Here is an 18,460-nt window from a genome sequence, read left to right as displayed (position 1 = left end):
ATTTGCCGCACAGGAATGGTGCGGTGTTTATGGCGTGAATATCCAACCGATTGAAATCAAAGCGTTTATGCCGATGGCACGGGCCTTGCGAAGGCCTGTATGTCCGGGGTGACAAGGAGTACGGCATGATCCGCACCTATTTTGATGAAATGTACGATGCCGGCGGCCAGGTCCGCCCGCATTACCGGGAGTTTGCCCGCTGGCTGGCCGATACGCCTGACGAGCTGTTGGCCCAGCGGCGACGCGAGGCCGATCTGCTGTTCCATCGTGCCGGGATCACTTTCACGCTCTACGGGGACGAGCAAGGGACAGAACGCCTGATTCCCTTCGACACCATTCCGCGCAGCATTCCCGCCAGCGAGTGGCGGATCGTCGAGCGCGGCTGCATCCAGCGCGTCAAGGCGTTGAACATGTTCCTCGCCGACCTCTATCACGAGCAGCGCATCATCAAGGCCGGGATCATTCCCGCCGAGCAGGTGCTGGCCAACGAGCAATACCAGTTGGCGATGCAGGGGCTGGATCTGCACCGCGATATCTATTCGCACATCTCCGGCGTCGATCTGGTGCGCGACGGCGACGGCACGTATTACGTGCTCGAGGACAACCTGCGCACGCCCAGCGGCGTGAGCTACATGCTCGAAGACCGCAAGATGATGATGCGCCTGTTCCCCGAGCTGTTCGCGGCCCAGCGCATCGCCCCGATCGACCATTACCCGAACCTGCTGCTCGACACCCTGAAAAGCTCAAGCCCCATCGACGACCCGAGTGTGGTGGTACTGACGCCGGGCCGCTTCAACAGCGCGTTTTTCGAGCATGCGTTCCTGGCCCGGGAAATGGGCGTCGAGCTGGTCGAAGGTGCCGATCTGTTCGTGCGCGACGACAAGGTCTTCATGCGCACCACTGACGGCCCGAAAGCGGTAGACGTGATCTACCGCCGGCTCGACGACGCCTTCCTCGACCCGTTGGCCTTCCGCCCGGATTCGATGCTCGGCGTGCCGGGTCTGCTGTCGTCGTATCGCTCTGGCAATGTGGTGCTGGCCAATGCGATCGGCACCGGCGTGGCGGACGACAAGTCGGTGTATCCGTTCGTCACCGAGATGATCCGTTTCTACCTCGATGAAGAGCCGATCCTGAAAAACGTGCCGACCTGGCAATGCCGCAATCCGTCTGAACTTTCCCATGTGCTGGCCAATCTTCCGGATCTGGTGGTCAAGGAAACCCAGGGCTCCGGCGGCTACGGAATGCTCGTGGGGCCGGCGGCAACAACGGCGGAAATCGATGCGTTCCGCGAGCGGATCAAGGCCAAGCCCCACGCGTACATCGCGCAACCGACGCTGTCGCTGTCGACCTGTCCGACCTTTGTCGAAAACGGCATTGCGCCGCGCCATATCGACCTGCGTCCGTTCGTATTGTCCGGCCGCGAAACCCGGGTTGTGCCCGGCGGTTTGACCCGTGTCGCCCTGCGTGAAGGCTCTCTGGTGGTGAATTCATCCCAGGGTGGCGGAACCAAGGACACCTGGGTGGTCGAGGATTGAAGGAAGCCTGCCATGTTAAGTAGAACTGCCTCGGATCTGTACTGGATGTCGCGTTACCTGGAGCGGGCGGAAAACCTCGCCCGCATGCTCGATGTCAGCTATTCGCTGTCGCTGATGCCGCAGGACGGCCGTGGCGACGGTCTGCACGAACTGGCGATGCCGCTGCTGATCACCGGCACGCTGGACGACTACCTGGAACGCCACGGCGAGTTGCATGCCGAGCGATTGCTGCACTTCTTCGCGCTCGACGCGGCCAACCCGGCGAGCATCTATAGCTGCCTCGGCGCGGCGCGAGCCAGTGCCCACGCGGTGCGCGGTCGGATCACCGCCGACATGTGGGAGAACATCAACGCCACCTGGCTGGAGATCCGCGGGATCGCCAACCAGGGCCTCAGCCGCTATGGCATGAGCCGTTTCTGTGAGTGGATCAAGGAACGTTCGCACCTGTTCCGCGGGGCGTCCTACGGCACCATCATGCGCAACGATGCGTTTCGTTTCATCCGGTTGGGCACGTTCATCGAGCGGGCCGACAACACTTTGCGCCTGCTAGACGCCCGCTATGAAATGGCCGGCGATCAGGCCGAAGCGGTCAGCGACGGCACCGCCCACGCCTATTACCAATGGAGTGCCTTGTTGCGGGCCTTGTCCTCGTTCGAGGCCTACACCGAAATCTACCGCGACGCGCCCGGCGCCCGGCATGTCGCCGAGCTGCTGCTGTTGCGTGCCGACGTGCCGCGCTCCTTGCGGGCCTGCACCGAAGAAATCGACCAGATCCTCGCGCAACTGCCGGGAGCCAACGGTCGTCCTGCGCAACGACTGGCGGCGGAAATGGACGCACGCCTGCGTTACACCGGCATCCACGAAATCCTCGAGGAAGGGCTGCACGCCTGGCTCACCGAGTTCATCCCGCTGGTGCGCCAGTTGGGCAACGCCATTCACAGTTCCTACCTGGAGGCCGCATGAGACTTTCCATCAGCCACGAGACCACCTATCACTACGAAGATCAGGTGCGGGCGAGCATCCAGTACCTGCGCCTGACACCTCACGACAGCGAGCGTCAGCATGTGCTGAGCTGGCAGCTCGACCTGCCGCGCCCGGTGCGCGCACAGCTCGATCCGTTCGGCAACATTCTGCACGTGCTGACGATGGACGAACCCCACGAAGCGATCATCATCGGCGCTCGTGGGCAGGTCGATATCGACGAGTTGCGCGAGGCGGAACACGAGAGCCAGTCGGCGCTGCCATTCCTGCGCTTCACCCGCCTCACCGAGGCTGACGAGGCGCTGCGGGCGTTTGCCGAGAAGTCCTGCAAGCAACGACGCGACCGCAATGCACTGATCGATCTGATGCATGGCCTGAATCAGCACATGACCTATAAGCCTGGCTCCACCGAAGTCGACACCAGCGCCGCCGAGGCGTTTGCCGGGCGGGCGGGTGTTTGCCAGGATCACGCTCACGCGTTTCTGGCCTGCGCGCGCAGCCTCGGTGTGCCGTCGCGGTATGTGTCGGGTTATCTGTACAGCGAGGATTGCGAGCATCTGGCCAGTCACGCCTGGGCCGAGGCCTGGATCGATGACGCCTGGTACAGCTTTGACGTGACCAATGAACTGGCCCGGCCGGAGCGGCACCTGAAACTGGCGGTGGGCCTGGATTACCTCGACGCCTGCCCGGTGCGGGGCATGCGTCGGGGCGGTGGGTCAGAGCAGATGCACGCGAAAGTGCTGGTGTCGCCGACACCAGCGCCAATCATCTCGGTGCAACAGCAGTAAACGACGTAGTCGGGTTACTTGGCGGGCGCAACCTTGCGCCCGGCCATGTGCTGTAAGTATCCCACCAGTTTCTGCAGATCCGCCTCCGGTAATACCTCGGCGGAAAACCCTGGCATCTTCGCTTGCGGCCACTGGCGCAAACTCTGCGGATCGCGGATGTAGCGCTTGAGGAAGTCCGCGCCGAAATACTCGGTCGGGCTGTAGGGAATATTCAGGTCCGGTCCGAATTGCGCATCCCCCGCGCCATTTAGGCGATGGCAGGCCAGACAGTTCTTCTGGAACAGCGCAAAACCCTGATTCACCGGGTCATCGGCCTTCAACGCAGGATCCGGCAACAGGGCAGGGAAGCGCTCGGCCACCGGCGCCATGCGTTTGATGCTCGCCACTTCGAATGGCCATTGTTCCGGGCTGATATGGCCGGCCTGCGGATCGGTCCACACCAGATAGAACGGTCCGGCGCTGTGCTTGCCTTCCGACAGCGGCGGCCAAGGATGGGCCGGGTCTTCGATGGCCAGCCAGGCGCGGGAACCTTTGGTGTTCAGCAACGGCGCAGCGGCCAGCTCGGCGGCAAAACCATCCAGTGCTACGGCTTGCAGGTGATCGTCCGGTTTGATTCCGGTCAGCAATGCAGCCACCGGCACGGCGCGATAAGTCATGTCCTTCTTGTAGGACACGTCATTCTTGATCGTGAGGGTTTGTACCTGAGGATGCTTGAGCAATTCCTCGGTCTGCCAGGTGCGGCTGTTCGCGCCCAGCTCCAGATTCAGCTGTGCGGCAGACAGGGGCAAGCTCAGCAGCATGGCCCCAAACAGAATGAGCGTTTTCAATTGATCGCCGTCCATGTCGTGGAAGTGCGCAAAGGTTGGCACAGCCACGCTGGCCCGGGTAGCGGGCCAGTCACATTTTCAGTGGCGATGAGCAATACCTGCCGCTTGAATCAGCCGATGACCTTGGTCAGATTCGGCAAAATCAACAACAGCGTCGTGGCGAAAAGAATGAGCCCTGCTTGACGAACTTTCGGTTGTTTGAACATGGCTTGACCGCCTTTTTTGTTATTTCCTGATGCCTGCCTGCATATCCATGATGGCAAGCGCTGCACTTCCTGTTGAAGAACGCCTGCCTCGGCAAAACCCGACGACAACGACGTACATGTTCACCTTAGGGCCCGCGTCACGCTTGGCTTAGATCCATTTCATATGTATTTGCTGCTGAACGCGATTAAAAAGGCATGAGGCCCATTGCCAGCTTCTTTGCCGCCCTTTTGCTAGACAGCTCGCTGACCTGAACCGGTTAACCTGGTCGGGAATGACCGTCCGTCTGAGCGTGCGCGTCAACGTCATTGAGCGCTGTGGTCATTGAATCCGTGACCGTCCCGGCCAAGAGTGGAGGCACGAATTTCACTCACCGCACAGGTTCGAGAACGCCATGACCCAAGCTTTGATTTTCGACGCGTTACGCACGCCCCGTGGCCGAGGCAAGGCCGACGGTTCGCTGCACAGCGTCAAACCGGTGAACCTGGTGGCCGGGCTGCTGACCGCTTTGCAGGCGCGCACTTCGCTGGACACCAGCCAGGTCGATGACGTGGTGCTCGGTTGCGTCACGCCGATTGGCGATCAAGGCTCGGACATCGCGAAAACCGCCGTGCAGGTGGCCGATTGGGACGTCAGCGTTGCCGGCGTGCAGATCAACCGGTTCTGCGCCTCGGGCCTGGAAGCGGTGAACCTGGGGGCGATGAAAGTGCGCTCCGGGTTCGAAGACCTGGTGGTGGTTGGCGGTGTCGAATCCATGTCCCGCGTACCGATGGGCAGTGATGGCGGTGCCTGGGCGCTGGACCCGCAGACCAACCTGCACAGCCATTTCACCCCTCAAGGCGTCGGCGCCGACCTGATCGCCACGCTTGAAGGCTTCAGTCGTCAGGACGTCGATGCTTACGCGCTGCACTCGCAACAAAAAGCCGCCCGGGCTCGGGCCGACGGTTCGTTCAACAAGTCGTTGGTGCCGGTGCAGGACCAGAACGGCATCATTCTGCTCGATCACGATGAGTTCATTCGCGCCGAGTCGACCCTCGAAGGCCTGGGCAAGCTCAAGCCGAGTTTCGAAATGATCGGCCAGATGGGTTTCGATGCCACGGCGCTGCGGGTCTACAGCCATGTCGAGCGGATCAACCATGTGCATACACCGGGCAACAGCTCGGGCATCGTCGACGGTGCGGCGCTGATGCTTATCGGTTCCGAAGCCAAGGGCCGGGCGTTGGGCCTGCAACCTCGGGCGCGGATTGTCGCCACGGCGGTCACCAGCACCGACCCGACCATCATGCTCACCGGCCCGGCGCCGGCCACTCGCAAGGCGCTGGCCAAGGCCGGGCTGCGGGTCGAAGACATCGACCTGTTTGAAGTCAACGAGGCGTTCGCCTCGGTGGTGCTGAAATTCATCAAGGACATGGCCGTCGACCCGGACAAGGTCAACGTCAATGGCGGCTCGATTGCGATGGGCCATCCGCTGGGCGCCACCGGTTGCGCGATTCTTGGCACCTTGCTCGATGAACTGGAAGCCCGGCGCCTGCGCTATGGCCTGGCGACGCTGTGCGTCGGCGGCGGCATGGGCATCGCCACCATCATCGAACGCCTCTGACCCCAAGGAACTTTGTCATGACCCAAGCCATTCGTTACGAAAAAGGCCAGGACGGCATCGTCCTCCTGACCATCGACATGCCGGGCCAGAGCGCCAACACCATGAACGCGGTGTACCGCGAAGCCATGGCTGACAGCGTCGCCCGACTGCTCGCGGAAAAAGATGACATCGCCGGGGTGATCATCACTTCGGCCAAAAAGACCTTCTTCGCCGGCGGCGACCTGAATGAACTGATCAAGGTCGGCAAGCCTGAAGCCAAGGCTTTCTACGACATGGTGCTGACCCTCAAGGGCCAGTTGCGCACCCTGGAAACCCTCGGCAAACCGGTGGTCGCGGCGATCAACGGCGCGGCGCTCGGCGGTGGCTGGGAAATCTGCCTGGCCTGCCACCACCGCGTGGCGCTGGACGATGCTTCGGTGCAGCTCGGCCTGCCGGAAGTGACCCTCGGCCTGTTGCCGGGCGGTGGTGGCGTGGTGCGGATGGTGCGCATGCTCGGCATCGAAAAAGCCCTGCCGTATCTGCTCGAAGGCAAGAAAGTCCGTCCGCAGCAGGCGTTGCAGGCCGGTTTGATCGATGAACTGGCGGCGGATCGCGATGAGCTGCTGGCCAAGGCCCGGGCCTGGATTCTGGCTAACCCTGCGGCCGTGCAGCGTTGGGATGTGAAGGGCTATCAGATCCCCGGCGGCACGCCGTCGAACCCGAAAGTCGCGCAGATGCTGGCGATTGCGCCGTCGATCCTGCGCAGCAAAACCCAGGGCACGTTGCCGGCGCCGGAGAAGATTCTCTGCGCAGCGGTGGAAGGCGCGCAGGTGGATTTCGATACCGCACACCTGATCGAGACCCGCTACTTCACCGAACTGACCACCGGCCAGATCTCGAAAAACCTGATCGGTACCTTCTGGTTCCAGCTCAATGAAATCAATGCCGGCGGTTCGCGTCCGCAGGGCTTTGCGCCTTATGTGACGAAACGCGTGGGCGTCCTCGGGGCGGGCATGATGGGCGCCGGCATCGCCTATGTCAGCGCCTCGGCCGGGATCGACGTGGTGCTCAAGGACATCAACCTTGCTGCCGCCGAAAAGGGCAAGGCGCATTCGGCGGCGCTGCTGGACAAGAAAGTCGCTCGCGGGCAAATGTCTGCGCAGCAGCGTGAAGCGGTGCTGGCGCGGATCAAGACCACTGAAAGCGATGCCGATCTGGCGGGTTGCGATCTGATCATCGAAGCGGTGTTCGAGGATCGTCAGCTCAAGGCCAAAGTCTCGGCAGCGGCGCAACAGGTGGTCGGTGCCGACGCGGTGATCGCCTCCAATACTTCGACCTTGCCCATCACCGGCCTGGCGGCTGCGGTGCCGGATCAGAGCAAGTTCATCGGCCTGCACTTCTTCAGTCCGGTGGAAAAAATGCCGTTGGTAGAAATCATCAAAGGCGCGCAAACCAGCGATGAAACCCTCGCACGCGGGTTCGATTTCGTCCTGCAAATCAAGAAAACGCCGATCGTGGTCAACGACAGTCGCGGCTTCTTCACCTCGCGGGTGTTTGGCACCTTCACCAACGAAGGCATTGCCATGCTCGGCGAAGGCGTCAGTGCGCCGATGATCGAAACCGAAGCACGCAAGGCCGGCATGCCCATCGGGCCTCTGGCGATCTCTGACGAAGTTTCCCTCAGCCTGATGAGCCATATCCGTCAGCAAACGGCCAAAGACCTGCAAGCGGAAGGGAAACCGCTGATTGAGCACCCCGCGTTCGCCGTGATTGACTTGCTGCTCAACGAATACAAGCGGCCGGGCAAGGCGGCGGGGGGCGGTTTTTACGAGTACCCGGCGGGAGGCCAGAAACACCTGTGGCCCGAGCTGAAATCTCGCTTCGAGACAGCCGACGGGCAGATTTCGCCGAAGGATGTGCGTGACCGGTTGCTGTTTGTACAGGCTATCGAAACCGTGCGCTGTGTGGAGGAGGGCGTGCTGACCTCGACGGCGGACGCCAACGTCGGCTCGATCTTCGGCATCGGTTTCGCGGCATGGACGGGCGGCGCGTTGCAGTTCATCAATCAATATGGCGTGAAGGACTTTGTCGCGCGGGCGCAGTACCTGGCTGAGCAATACGGCGAACGTTTCGCGCCGCCAGCGCTGCTGCTGGAAAAGGCTGCGAAGGGCGAGTTGTTCTAACGGGCGGGGACGCATTTCGGGGCTTGCCTTGCCGGGTGGTTTCAAGGCAGGCTCTGGGGTGTGCATTATTCCCATCACGTGTCAGGTATTTTTTATGTCGCTACGCATCTGCATTCTGGAAACCGACATCCTGCGTCCGGAACTGGTCGATCAATATCAGGGTTACGGGCAGATGTTCCAGCGCCTGTTCTCGCAACAGCCGATCGCCGCCGAGTTCACGGTATACAACGTGATGCAGGGCGACTATCCGAGTGATGACCTGACGTTCGATGCGTACCTGGTCACTGGCAGCAAGGCCGACTCGTTCGGCACCGACCCGTGGATCCAGACCCTCAAGCAGTACCTGCTGACCCGCTATGAGCGTGGCGACAAACTGCTCGGCGTGTGCTTCGGCCATCAGCTGCTGGCGTTGCTGCTGGGCGGCAAGAGCGAGCGCGCGACCCAGGGTTGGGGCGTCGGCATTCACAACTACAAACTGGCGGCCAAGGCACCTTGGATGAACCCGGTGCGCGAAGAGTTGACACTGCTGATCAGCCACCAGGATCAGGTCACGGCGTTGCCGGAGAACGCCACGGTGATCGCCTCCAGCGATTTCTGCCCGTTCGCCGCGTACCACATCAACGATCAGGTGCTGTGCTTCCAGGGGCATCCGGAATTCATTCACGATTACTCGCGGGCACTGCTGGAACTTCGCCAGGAAGCACTGGGCGAGCAGATCTACAGCAAGGGTGTGGCCAGCCTTGAAAACGATCACCACGGCGCTACGGTGGCCGAATGGATGATGCGTTTCGTGGCGCACAAACCGAACGCCGCTTGAACCCAAACGCCCTCGTGCCGTACACGGGGGCGTTTTTTTAACTTACAGCCAGCCCGATTTCTTGAAGCTCGCCCACAGTCCCACGCAGCCCACCGTGATAAAGCTCAGCACGGCGAAATAGCCGTAGTGCCAGCTCAGCTCCGGCATGTTCTGGAAGTTCATCCCGTAGATCCCGGCGACCGCCGTCGGGAACGCCAGAATCGCTGCCCATGCCGCAAACTTGCGCTGCACCACGCTTTGCCGTGACGCCTCCAGCAACACACCGATCTCGATGGTCTGGCTCGCAATGTCGGCCAGGGTGGTCAGGTCTTCCATCTGCCGCGTGACATGGATCTGCACATCCCTGAAGTAAGGACGCATGTTCTTGTCGATGAACGGGAAGCTCAGCTTCTGCAGTTCCTCGCCGATTTCCACCATCGGCGCCGCGTATCGACGCAAGCGCAAAACATCGCGGCGCAGGCCATGAAGCTTCTGGATGTCGTGCTCGTTCAGCGCGCTACACAACACGTTGCGCTCCAGTTCATCGATCTCGGCGTGGATCGCTTCACCCACCGGCTGATAGTTTTCGATGACGAAATCCAGCAACGCATACAGTACGAAATCTTCCCCGTGCTCCAGCAACAGCGGCCGCGCCTCACAGCGCTGACGGACATGGGCGTAGGACGCCGAATGGCCGTTGCGGGCAGTGATGATGTAGCCCTTGCCGGCGAAGATGTGGGTTTCGATGAACTGCAGGATGCCGTGCTCGCGCACGGGGGAGTAGGTGACGATGAACAGGGCGTCGCCGAAGGTTTCCAGTTTTGGGCGACTGTGTTTTTCCAGGGCGTCTTCGATGGCCAGTTCGTGCAGGTTGAACTGGCGTTGCAGGTTGGCCAGCTCCTGGGCATTCGGCTCTTCGAGGCCGATCCAGACGAAGTGCCCGGTCTTGGCGGCCCAGGCGGCGCCTTCATCGAGGGAAATATTGGTGACTTTCTTACCGGCGCTGTAAACCGCAGCAGCAACAACTCGACCCATGGTGGTGGTTCACTTCTTATTGGCAGATGGCAGGGGAGACATGGCTTCAGCTTAGCCGTGTCGCTGCTTGAGAGTCAGTGAAATCTGCACAGTTCACCGGGCAAAAGAAAACCCGCACAGGGCGGGTTTCTTTTTCACGCAGCTTGAAGTTGCCGATCCATTGCATCGATGCACTCGCGCATCTGCTCCCGGCACTGGGTGATGAGCATGGGCATGTCGTCCATGGTCAGGCCAGCGGTAGGAATTGCCGGCAGCGAACGGATGAGAATTTTCCCGCTGCGCCAGCGGTTCAGGCGCATGTGCTTGATGTAGCTGCTGACACACACTGGAACGATCGGCACACCGGCGGCGATGGCCATCTGGAACGCGCCTTTCTTGAACGGCAGCAGTTCTTCACCCAGGTTGCGCGTGCCTTCCGGGAAGACCCAGATCGAGGTGTCTTTGTGCTGCAAGGTGTCGGTGGTCGTCAGCATCGACTGGCGCGCCTTGTGCGCGTTCCCACGATCGATCAACACGTTGCCGGCCAGCCAGAACAACTGCCCGAACAACGGCACCCATTTCAGACTCTTTTTGCCAATGCACACGGTCCGACGCGGCACCACATTGCCGAACACGAACAGGTCGTAGTTGGACTGATGGTTGGCGATGATCACGCAGCTGTCAGGCTTGCTCATCAGCTGACCGACGTCGGCCTTCACTCGCAGGCGCAGGATGCACATGGCCGGCAGTGCGTACAGCCGGGCGCACAGACGACTGTTGTCCGGATTGAATGGCCGGCACAGCCCGAGGATCACCCCGAGCACACCCGCCAGAATAAAGTGCAGGCCCATCAATAACATACGAAACACGAACAGCATTTTCAGGCCCCACCGGGACAAAAGGTGGCGCAGTGTACGGATGTGCACTGTTTTCGGCAATTGCCGCTATAGAGTCAGGAGATGGGCGATGTTTAAGCGCATGTTTCCGACTTGTCGGTCAGAGGCGTCCTAGAGCAGCTGCGGAGTTTTGAAACGTGCGTGCAAGAAAAAGCCCGACACGACGGTCGGGCTTTTCTATAAAGGAGCGAACCGGGTTCAGCCCAGGTGTTCCTGATCCTGAATGATCGCGTTGTCCAGGGTTTCCAGCAGCGCTTTGCGCACTTTCAACTTGGTGTTCTTGTGCGCGGTCATGTTGATCTTCTTCAACTGACGCGCAGCGGCGAGGGCGGCACCTTGCAGCTCTTCGGCCGAAACCACCTTGTCGAGGAAACCGGCATCCACGGCGCTTTGCGGATCGAACATTTCGCCGTTGATCACCGAACGGTGGAAGGCCGAGCGGCGCAGGCGATCACGGGCCAGCTCGATGCCGGCGTGGTGCATGGTCATGCCGATCTGCACTTCGTTCAGACCAATGCTGAACGGGCCATCGACACCGATCCGGTAATCGGCGGACAACAGAATGAACGCGCCTTTGGCCACGGCATGACCCGGGCAGGCAACGATCACCGGGAACGGGTGCGACAGCAGGCGGCGGGCGAGGGTCGAACCGGCAGTTACCAGCGACACGGCTTCTTTAGGGCCGGCGGTCATTACCTTCAAATCGTAGCCGCCGGACAGAATGCCAGGCTGGCCGGTAATGATCACAATGGCGCGATCCGCCACCGCCTGATCCAGCGCCGCGTTGAAGGCCGCGATCACGTCCGGGGAAATGGCATTGACCTTGCCGTTGCTCAGGGTAAGAGTCGCGATACCGTCTTCGAGGTGGTAGGCAATCAGGTCGCTCATGGCGCAATTCCTTATAAGAAAGATGGGCAGACGTTACCCACCGTCGCCGGTCAGGTAAAGCACTGTGACTGACCCGCCGGTCACCCTTGAGCGGCTGATCCGCCGCAACGTGCCCCACGACAAACGCCTGCGCGCCTATATAGAAGGGCCGCGCCCACCCGAGATTGGCCGGATCGCCATGACCCATGGACAGCAGAAACGACTTTTTCTCTTAACCGCATGAAAATTCTGAAAAAAAGTTTGCCATCAGAAAAGCTTTCGACTACATTAGCGCGCCTCGACAGACAGAACATGTTTGAAGAGATACGGTGAAGTGTCCGAGTGGCTTAAGGAGCACGCCTGGAAAGTGTGTATACAGGAAACTGTATCGAGAGTTCGAATCTCTCCTTCACCGCCACATTCAGTAAACACAAACCCCTGATTTTCCTAGAGAAAGTCGGGGGTTTGTGGTTTTTGGCGTCTGGAAAAAGGCGATATGGGAACAGTATGGGACTGGCGCACCATTTCGCTGAGTAAAAAGCAGGCGCGGCTTTTGAGTTTCCAATGAATGTGGGTGAAATTCCCGCGTATCGTCAGTTCCCTTTGGTTATGTTTCTGCGCGATAGTGGCGTTTTGTTATCGACTTCAGGAAACGCTACTTGCCTGGAAGGTCATCGGCAGTTCAACGCAGGAAGCGCAGTGAAGACAATTGTCACGATGGTTCTATTTTTGGGGTTGTGCGGCTGCGGCTCCGACTCTCGCAGTTCTGCGCCGACACTCTGGGCAGACGGCATCATGCTCGAGCAGAAGAAGGTTGTCGTCGATGATCAGCACGCCAAAGTGATCATGCAGGCATCAGGCGATACGGCCAATCCGGTAGATTTTGAAGTGGTTCGAGGTAATGACCCGGACAGGCGTCCCGATCATTTGGGGACGGTAGTCAAACCGTTTCGCAGTAAAGTCGGCGAATGGTTCAGCCGTCTAGACAGCGCGGTCTCCAAGCGTTTCCCCCAATTGGAAATGCAGGCCGATCCTGGCCAGGTTCTGCAAGTGGGCGGCTCGTCGACGGTCAGTAGTCAGGTTCCGGCACCGGGTTATCGGACTCTTTATAACGAAGACTATGTATTCAACCCGTCGAAGAACAAGTATGAGAAAAAGCTAACCGCCAATCCGACCGTCCCGTCGTCTTACTCCTGTGGGCCGATCACAAGCGCCTTTATTCCCGAGAAACAAAAGGTCTATCTGGCGGAGTTTGTCTTCGTGGATCGGGGGGATGGTTGTGAACTGCAGCTCTATGACATCACGCAATCCGAACTGCGTATCCCCGTCGTTGCCATCAAAGGCACGCAGCCCTCGTCCGCCAGGTCGTTCCGTTACCCATAAGTTCATAAACAAACCCCCCGGTTTCGCAAGAAGCCAGGGGGCTTGTGCATTCTGGTGTCCGGATTTCTTTGGTCACAGAGACGGGTTCGGCTTCATTTTGCCGGGGCGGTACAATCGCGGTTTTATCTGTATGTAAAAGGACGACTTCCATGATCATTTCCACTACCCACTCCATCGAAGGCCGGCAGATTACGGCGTATCTGGACATTGTCAGTGCCGAGTCGGTGCAGGGCGTGAATGTGATTCGCGATATGTTCGCCGGGATGCGGGACTTTTTTGGCGGGCGTTCGCAGACGCTGGAGCGGGCGTTGAAGGAGGCGCGTGTTCAGGCGACTGACGAGATCAAGGAGCGGGCGCGGGCCTTGCAGGCGGATGCGGTGGTCGGGGTGGATTTCGAGATCAGCATGCCGGCGGGGAAGGGCGGTATGGTTGTGGTGTTCGCGACCGGCACAGCGGTCAAGTTGCGCTGAGCATTGGTTTCCGCTTGTGAGCCCATTCAAGTGAATGGGCTCGTTACCGGCAATCAGCCCTGCGGCTTGAGCAGGACGGTGCCTTTCGAGTCGTAGGTCAGTGGGGTGTCGATCGCGACGAGTGGAGTGCCGGTGGACTGGCCAGGCTGAACCGGGTCTGGATAGTAGATGACGCCAGGTTTGCCAGGCTGCACCGGACTAGGTCCGTCCAGCGGCTTGATGACGATCTCACCTGAGGCAAGCTTCTCCTTGAATTTTTCCGCCGCGGCTTTACCGGCGGCGATCTGCTCGTCCGTGAGCTTTACAACAGGCATCGGTGGGAATCCTTTGATTTCCATGTTCTCTCCTTGAGATTCATTGCGTAGGAAAAAGGGCAACGGCCAGTCATCGAGAATCTTTAGCTCTGTGGGACCAGCGGTTCATCTTCGCGCCGAGCTTTTTGTAGGCCATTCGTCGGGCTCAGGGCGATCTGAATCACAAGTCCAGGAATGACCGGCTAGTCTCAAAAGCCTTGGAGGTCGATATTTTTTAAGGCAAAAGGGTCTTGCCGGTATCGACCCGCTTTTGAAAGGGGTGAAGAGATGACTGATCCGTACATCGAAGACGACGGGGCTGAATTTCCATTCAACAATTGCGTGCGCTGTGGCCAGACCGAGTATCAAGCGGGCTTTGGCGAAGATCCGGTGCAGACCGGCAAGATCAAGTCGACAGCACCCAAGGGGCCGAAAGCGAAATTTCTGCCCAAGGTGACGACACGTTCCAGGAAGTAATCCGGATGCCAAAGAACCCCGCCAATGAGCGGGGTTTTTTATCCGTGTTTTTCAGAAAGAAACGTCCTACAGAAATTGCGGATTCGTCTGGTTTCTTTCACAAACTTTTCACACCGGTCTACGTAGGGTGAAGCCATCCGTTAGAAAGCAAGTCTCCAGCCCGTCTCCCCAGCGGGCTTTTTTTTGCCTGCCATAAAACCTTTTCCATAATCGCTGTCCAATCGGCGCCAAGTGCGTTGCGACGCTGGACTTTACCGCGGCAACAGCATTCAATCTGCGCCCTTTTTTCTTCCTTCTGTTGAGGTTTTCGTCATGCGTTTAACTCTGCCTGCTCTGGTTCTGGGGCTTCTGGTTGCTCAAGGTGCAATGGCTGGCGACGGTACCGCCGCACTGGGTGGCGGCCTGGGTGGCGCGTTGGGTAATGTGGTCGGCCAGAAAATGGGCGGCAGCACCGGTGCAGCGATTGGTGCTGGTGTAGCGGGCGCGGCCGGCAGTGCGTTGGCTGCGAAGAAAGGTGCTCGTACCAAAGCGGCCATTGGCGGCGGTGTCGGCGCGGCGGGTGGTTCGGTGATCGGCAACAGCCTGGGTGGCAAGACTGGCGCAACCATCGGTGCCGGCCTGGGTGGCGCAGCTGGCGGCGCGGTAGGCAGCAATCTGTCCAAAGGTCACAAGCGTCACTGATTGCGAATGCATGTCTGAAAAGGCCCGGCTTGATGCCGGGCTTTTTCGTTGCTGAACGATTTCCCTGAATGAGCCTCAAATTCCACATAGCCCCTCTCCGGGCATGCCGTCCCGATCCGGGACCTGTGAGGTCTGTATGCGCTCGACTTTAACTGCAACTGCGTTGGTTTTGGGACTGCTCGTGGCTCAAGGCGCCATGGCTGCCGGCGATGGTTCCGCGGCTGTCGGTGGTGGGCTGGGCGGTGTGCTGGGTAACGTGGTCGGCGGTCAGCTCGGCGGCAGCACCGGTGCGGCGGTTGGTGCTGGCGTGGGCGGTGCGGCCGGCAGTGCCGTCGGGGCGAACAAGCGCAATCGTACGGAAGCCGCGATTGGCGGTGGTCTCGGCGCCGCTGGCGGCTCAGTGCTCGGCAACAGCCTCGGAGGCTCCACCGGCTCGGCCATCGGCGCAGGATTGGGTGGCGCGGCGGGTGGCGCGGTCGGCAACAACCTGGGTGACGATGGTGGTAGATCGCACTCTGGGGGCGGCCATAAGCACAAGTACAAACACAAGAATCGTCATCATTGAATGATCGGTTCTACAGAAGCCCGGCTTGATGCCGGGTTTTTTGTGCCTGCGTGTCAGGCGCAGGAACGATTAGCGACCATACTTTTCGAACGTCGTATACGAATGCGATTGACGAGGTGCGCCATGACTCCCGAAACCGAAGGCAAGGAAGAAAAAGGCCCGAGTGGATTGCCGTTTATCAATGATCCGGGGAATGAAGATCCGGGGTCGTTGATGGATGACGCGACGGTTCCGCTTTGGGAGGGTGAGGGGGAGGAGCTTGAGTATGAGGATTTTGATGATGATGAGTGATGGGCTTTGAATGCGTGATTTCAAGCTTTGAGTGGGCCTTTGTTACAGGCCCTTTGAGAATGGAGGTCTGGAAAGTTTCTCTCCTATTATTGAGTCGCAACCCAGTGATTTTGGAGGTCGATGGGGAGCTTTTAAACAGCATCACCTGATGATTTTATTTTTTCGTTCAGCTTGCTCTTGATGTGCAGTAGCCATGTTTCGCCAGACACCCAATCATTCCAATAGCAGTAGTAGCAACTGAGTTCGGACAGTAAATAGCTTCTGAGAGCTGACTCATTCTTTCCCCAGTTAATCAGCGTTTGCAGGTCGTTCCTGATTAATATCAACTCTGTTTCACCTGCCTCATCAAGAAAATTTGTCAATACAAGGTCGGCACTATCGTGCTCCATCATCCAGTCCTGATGGAAATACGCCCCAAAAAAGTCGTGCAGCTCGGGAAGGTCTTTGTTCATAACTCTGGAAACCCGGTTAGTAAGAAATATCCCAAAGGTAATTGGGCATCCCGTTTTAGCACCAAAAGTAATTTTGTTGCAGGCAAGGAGTGAGGGTGTCCATTGGGCATGCTTACACCCACCGGTATCTGCAACTGATGTGTGATAGTTGTTTTTCCTTTGTTGCTAGCCAAGAAGTCTCTTATTTTCACTGAGTTCGCCGATATAGCTTCCGATACAGCAGCCTCTGCAGTTGCTCGATCACGAAAGGTTGATGCTGCCGGAATGTTCGGCTCGGCGAGCAATCTTTGAGCTAGCTGAGTATCTGTTCTACCCACATGTTTGATAATGAGATGGCCTCCTTGTGCTTCATGAGTCGCCAAACCCCCGCCAGGAACAATCTCACTGTAAGGCCCATCGGCTGTCTTCGATCCCGGGCACGGATTGCAAGTTAACCCCAACGGATCCACCCACCCCGTCGGGTTCGGCACGTACCGGTACTGATTGAGTCCCCCGGCGAGCTTCACCGGATCCGGCGTCAAATACCGCCCCACCTCCGGGTCGTAATACCGGTGCCGGTTGTAATGCAGCCCGCTTTCCGCATCGAAATACTGCCCCTGAAAGCGCAGCGGCTGATCGAGATAATCCTCGGTCGCCAGCTCCAGCGAAGTGACCTTGCCGTAGGCGCTGTACTTGGCTGACCAGACGATGTCGCCGCTGTAGTCGGTCAACTCCTGCGGCGTGCCGAGGTGGTCGAGCTGGTAGTAGAACGGGCAGGCGCGTTTCGGGCCTTTGCCGTCGAGCAGGGCCAGGGGGCGGAAGGTGCCGGGTTCGTAGATGAAACTGCGGTGCTGAGTCGGGCTGCTTTCGGCGATCAGGTGTTCGCCTTGCCAGAAGAACTCGGTGCTCTGGCCGTTGACGGTTTTGCGGATGCGGCGGCCGAAGGCGTCGTATTGATAGGTCGCGGTGGTGCCGTCGGGGCGGGTCAGGCCGATCAGGCGGTGCTGGCTGTCGTAGCGGTATTCGGTGACGAGCTGTTGGGCGCGGCCTCGGCGTTCGCGGATCAGGTTGCCGAAGGCGTCGTAGTCGTAATGACGATCGCCCTGCATCAGCAGGCGGTTGCCTTTGATGTGTGTGGGGCCCGGACGGTCCTGCAGCAGCAGGTTGCCGGCCGGGTCGTGAGCGAAGTTTTCCGGCACATCGTCGCGGGTGTGGCGCACGCGAATCAGCCGGTCGAGGGCGTCGTACTGATAGCTGCGCTGGCCGTGACGGGTGTCGGCGATGTGCTCGAGGTTGCCGTTGGCGCTGTAGGCAAAGTCGCGGCGTTACAGCGCACTGCGTTGATGGCCGACCGCGTGGGAACGTAAGCGACCCTGTTCGTCGTAGGCATATTCGCTGAGCAACAGACCCTGTTGCCGTTGTTGCTCTCGGCCGGACTGGTAGACATGACGGGTGAGCAAGGCGCCGTTGAGGTCGATCGCGGTCAGCGCGCCGCCCTTGGCATAGTGGTAATCGAGCTTGCTGTTGTCCGGCAGACGCATGCGGCTGAGCTGGCCGCAGGCGTCGTAGGTGTAACGCAGGGTGCCCCAGCCCTGGTGCTCGCGGACCAGTCGGTCCTGCAGGTCGTATTCAAAAGCCAGTGGGTGATTCTGGCCGTCATCCACACCGACCAGCCGACCGAGGCGGTCGTAGCGGTAGCTGACCTCAACCCCGTCCGGCAGGGTCTTGAGCAGCAGACGCCCGGCAGCATCACGTTGGTAGCCGGTGACTAGCGTCGAGCCGTCATCGCCGTACTCGGTTTTTTCCAGCAAATGACCGTTGCGGTCGTAGGCATACGCGGTGCGCCGTCCATCGAAGCCGGTTTCCTGTCGGATCAATCCGGTCGGCGTGTAGTCCAGCCGGTATTTTTCCCCTAACTCGTTCTCGATTTCCGTGAGCAACAGCTGCGCATGGTCGTAGCGGTACTGCAGCCGCGTGCCGTCAGGGTTGATCCGCCGGCTGACCAGGTGCAGGTCGTCGTCATACTCGTAGCGGGTGATGCGCCCCAGTTCATCGCGCTCGGCGGTGATCTGGCCGTAGGCGCTGTAGGACCAGGCGCGGGTAGCGCCGGTCGGCGAGGTGCTCTGGATCAGTCGGCCCACGGCGTCCCAGGCGTGACGGGTAACCGCGCCGTGTTCATCCTGCGCAGTAATCCGCCGC

The 18,460-nt window shown here is 59.7% G+C and carries 19 protein-coding genes, 1 tRNA gene and 1 pseudogene; 14 read left to right on the top strand and 7 right to left on the bottom strand.

Annotated features, from left to right (window positions below; translation table 11 throughout):
- Window positions 1-125: 125 nt before the first annotated feature.
- The 3 genes from AC1RMX_RS28905 to AC1RMX_RS28895 are packed head-to-tail and all read left to right on the top strand — an operon-like array spanning window position 126 to window position 3,304.
- Window positions 126-1,535 carry a circularly permuted type 2 ATP-grasp protein gene (locus AC1RMX_RS28905; RefSeq protein ID WP_025113343.1) on the top strand — a complete coding sequence of 470 codons (1,410 nt, stop codon included), beginning with the start codon at window positions 126-128 and terminating at the stop codon, window positions 1,533-1,535.
- Window positions 1,536-1,547: 12 nt separating this feature from the next.
- Complete coding sequence (locus AC1RMX_RS28900) at window positions 1,548-2,498, top strand: alpha-E domain-containing protein (protein WP_096822958.1); 951 nt, start codon at window positions 1,548-1,550, stop codon at window positions 2,496-2,498.
- A complete protein-coding gene (locus AC1RMX_RS28895) occupies window positions 2,495-3,304 on the top strand; it encodes a transglutaminase family protein (protein ID WP_085710657.1) in 810 nt (269 codons plus the stop codon). Before AC1RMX_RS28900 ends, AC1RMX_RS28895 begins: the two co-directional genes overlap by 4 nt.
- 14 nt (window positions 3,305-3,318) lie before the next feature.
- On the opposite strand, the gene AC1RMX_RS28890 is transcribed toward AC1RMX_RS28895, so the two are convergent.
- Window positions 3,319-4,146 (bottom strand): c-type cytochrome, encoded by an 828-nt coding sequence (locus AC1RMX_RS28890; protein ID WP_493073851.1) that lies wholly within the window; start codon window positions 4,144-4,146, stop codon window positions 3,319-3,321.
- A gap of 583 nt (window positions 4,147-4,729) precedes the next feature.
- Here AC1RMX_RS28890 and AC1RMX_RS28885 point away from each other — a divergent pair.
- The 3 genes from AC1RMX_RS28885 (at window position 4,730) to AC1RMX_RS28875 (ending at window position 8,914) form a co-directional block, all read left to right on the top strand.
- Entirely contained in the window at window positions 4,730-5,935 is a 1,206-nt protein-coding gene (locus AC1RMX_RS28885) for an acetyl-CoA C-acetyltransferase (RefSeq protein ID WP_102622499.1), read from the top strand.
- Between the two features lie 17 nt (window positions 5,936-5,952).
- Entirely contained in the window at window positions 5,953-8,097 is a 2,145-nt protein-coding gene (locus AC1RMX_RS28880) for a 3-hydroxyacyl-CoA dehydrogenase NAD-binding domain-containing protein (protein WP_493073833.1), read from the top strand.
- Between the two features lie 94 nt (window positions 8,098-8,191).
- Window positions 8,192-8,914, top strand: a complete 723-nt coding sequence (locus AC1RMX_RS28875; RefSeq protein WP_096822962.1) for an amidotransferase — start codon at window positions 8,192-8,194, stop codon at window positions 8,912-8,914.
- 42 nt (window positions 8,915-8,956) lie between these two features.
- Here the strand turns inward: AC1RMX_RS28875 and AC1RMX_RS28870 are convergent, their stop codons facing one another.
- From AC1RMX_RS28870 to AC1RMX_RS28860, 3 genes are all read right to left on the bottom strand, one after another.
- Window positions 8,957-9,928, bottom strand: coding sequence for a magnesium and cobalt transport protein CorA (locus tag AC1RMX_RS28870; protein ID WP_096822963.1), 972 nt, complete (start codon window positions 9,926-9,928; stop codon window positions 8,957-8,959).
- Window positions 9,929-10,062: 134 nt separating this feature from the next.
- Window positions 10,063-10,785, bottom strand: coding sequence for a 1-acylglycerol-3-phosphate O-acyltransferase (locus AC1RMX_RS28865; protein ID WP_096822964.1), 723 nt, complete (start codon window positions 10,783-10,785; stop codon window positions 10,063-10,065).
- 216 nt (window positions 10,786-11,001) lie between these two features.
- Window positions 11,002-11,691 carry a crotonase/enoyl-CoA hydratase family protein gene (locus AC1RMX_RS28860; protein WP_085732367.1) on the bottom strand — a complete coding sequence of 230 codons (690 nt, stop codon included), beginning with the start codon at window positions 11,689-11,691 and terminating at the stop codon, window positions 11,002-11,004.
- 64 nt (window positions 11,692-11,755) lie between these two features.
- On the opposite strand from AC1RMX_RS28860, the gene AC1RMX_RS28855 reads away from it, so the two are divergent.
- The 4 genes from AC1RMX_RS28855 to AC1RMX_RS28840 all read left to right on the top strand — a co-directional run bounded on the left by AC1RMX_RS28855 (window position 11,756) and on the right by AC1RMX_RS28840 (window position 13,523).
- Entirely contained in the window at window positions 11,756-11,914 is a 159-nt protein-coding gene (locus AC1RMX_RS28855; protein ID WP_176504912.1) for a hypothetical protein, read from the top strand.
- A gap of 84 nt (window positions 11,915-11,998) precedes the next feature.
- Window positions 11,999-12,088: transfer RNA gene (locus AC1RMX_RS28850), tRNA-Ser, on the top strand.
- Window positions 12,089-12,234: 146 nt separating this feature from the next.
- Window positions 12,235-13,053: a hypothetical protein gene (locus AC1RMX_RS28845; protein WP_493073831.1), complete on the top strand. Its 819-nt coding sequence runs from the start codon at window positions 12,235-12,237 to the stop codon at window positions 13,051-13,053.
- A gap of 149 nt (window positions 13,054-13,202) precedes the next feature.
- Window positions 13,203-13,523 (top strand): YbjQ family protein, encoded by a 321-nt coding sequence (locus AC1RMX_RS28840; protein ID WP_007959944.1) that lies wholly within the window; start codon window positions 13,203-13,205, stop codon window positions 13,521-13,523.
- Between the two features lie 53 nt (window positions 13,524-13,576).
- Here AC1RMX_RS28840 and AC1RMX_RS28835 read toward each other — a convergent pair whose 3' ends face one another.
- Window positions 13,577-13,861, bottom strand: a complete 285-nt coding sequence (locus AC1RMX_RS28835) for a hypothetical protein (RefSeq protein WP_102622495.1) — start codon at window positions 13,859-13,861, stop codon at window positions 13,577-13,579.
- A 243-nt stretch (window positions 13,862-14,104) separates the two neighbouring features.
- On the opposite strand from AC1RMX_RS28835, the gene AC1RMX_RS28830 reads away from it, so the two are divergent.
- The 4 genes from AC1RMX_RS28830 (at window position 14,105) to AC1RMX_RS28815 (ending at window position 15,830) form a co-directional block, all read left to right on the top strand.
- Window positions 14,105-14,293: a hypothetical protein gene (locus tag AC1RMX_RS28830; RefSeq protein ID WP_085701198.1), complete on the top strand. Its 189-nt coding sequence runs from the start codon at window positions 14,105-14,107 to the stop codon at window positions 14,291-14,293.
- Window positions 14,294-14,605: 312 nt separating this feature from the next.
- The gene (locus AC1RMX_RS28825) at window positions 14,606-14,974 is read left to right on the top strand and encodes a glycine zipper domain-containing protein (protein WP_039769955.1); all 369 of its coding nucleotides are present in this window, start codon (window positions 14,606-14,608) and stop codon (window positions 14,972-14,974) included.
- A 136-nt stretch (window positions 14,975-15,110) separates the two neighbouring features.
- On the top strand, window positions 15,111-15,539 hold the full coding sequence (locus AC1RMX_RS28820; protein ID WP_493073830.1) for a glycine zipper domain-containing protein: 429 nt from the start codon (window positions 15,111-15,113) through the stop codon (window positions 15,537-15,539).
- Between the two features lie 123 nt (window positions 15,540-15,662).
- Complete coding sequence (locus AC1RMX_RS28815; RefSeq protein WP_167443766.1) at window positions 15,663-15,830, top strand: hypothetical protein; 168 nt, start codon at window positions 15,663-15,665, stop codon at window positions 15,828-15,830.
- A 131-nt stretch (window positions 15,831-15,961) separates the two neighbouring features.
- Here AC1RMX_RS28815 and AC1RMX_RS28810 read toward each other — a convergent pair whose 3' ends face one another.
- The gene (locus tag AC1RMX_RS28810) at window positions 15,962-16,282 is read right to left on the bottom strand and encodes a contact-dependent growth inhibition system immunity protein (protein ID WP_096822968.1); all 321 of its coding nucleotides are present in this window, start codon (window positions 16,280-16,282) and stop codon (window positions 15,962-15,964) included.
- Window positions 16,279-18,460, bottom strand: a pseudogene (locus tag AC1RMX_RS28805) (RHS repeat-associated core domain-containing protein); the annotation flags it as partial. The pseudogene AC1RMX_RS28805 and the gene AC1RMX_RS28810, both read right to left, overlap by 4 nt.

This window comes from Pseudomonas sp. GW822-FHT03F04 (assembly GCF_058801405.1).
Note: the sequence above shows the minus strand (reverse complement) of the source record. Positions and strands in the feature narration are given on the sequence as shown.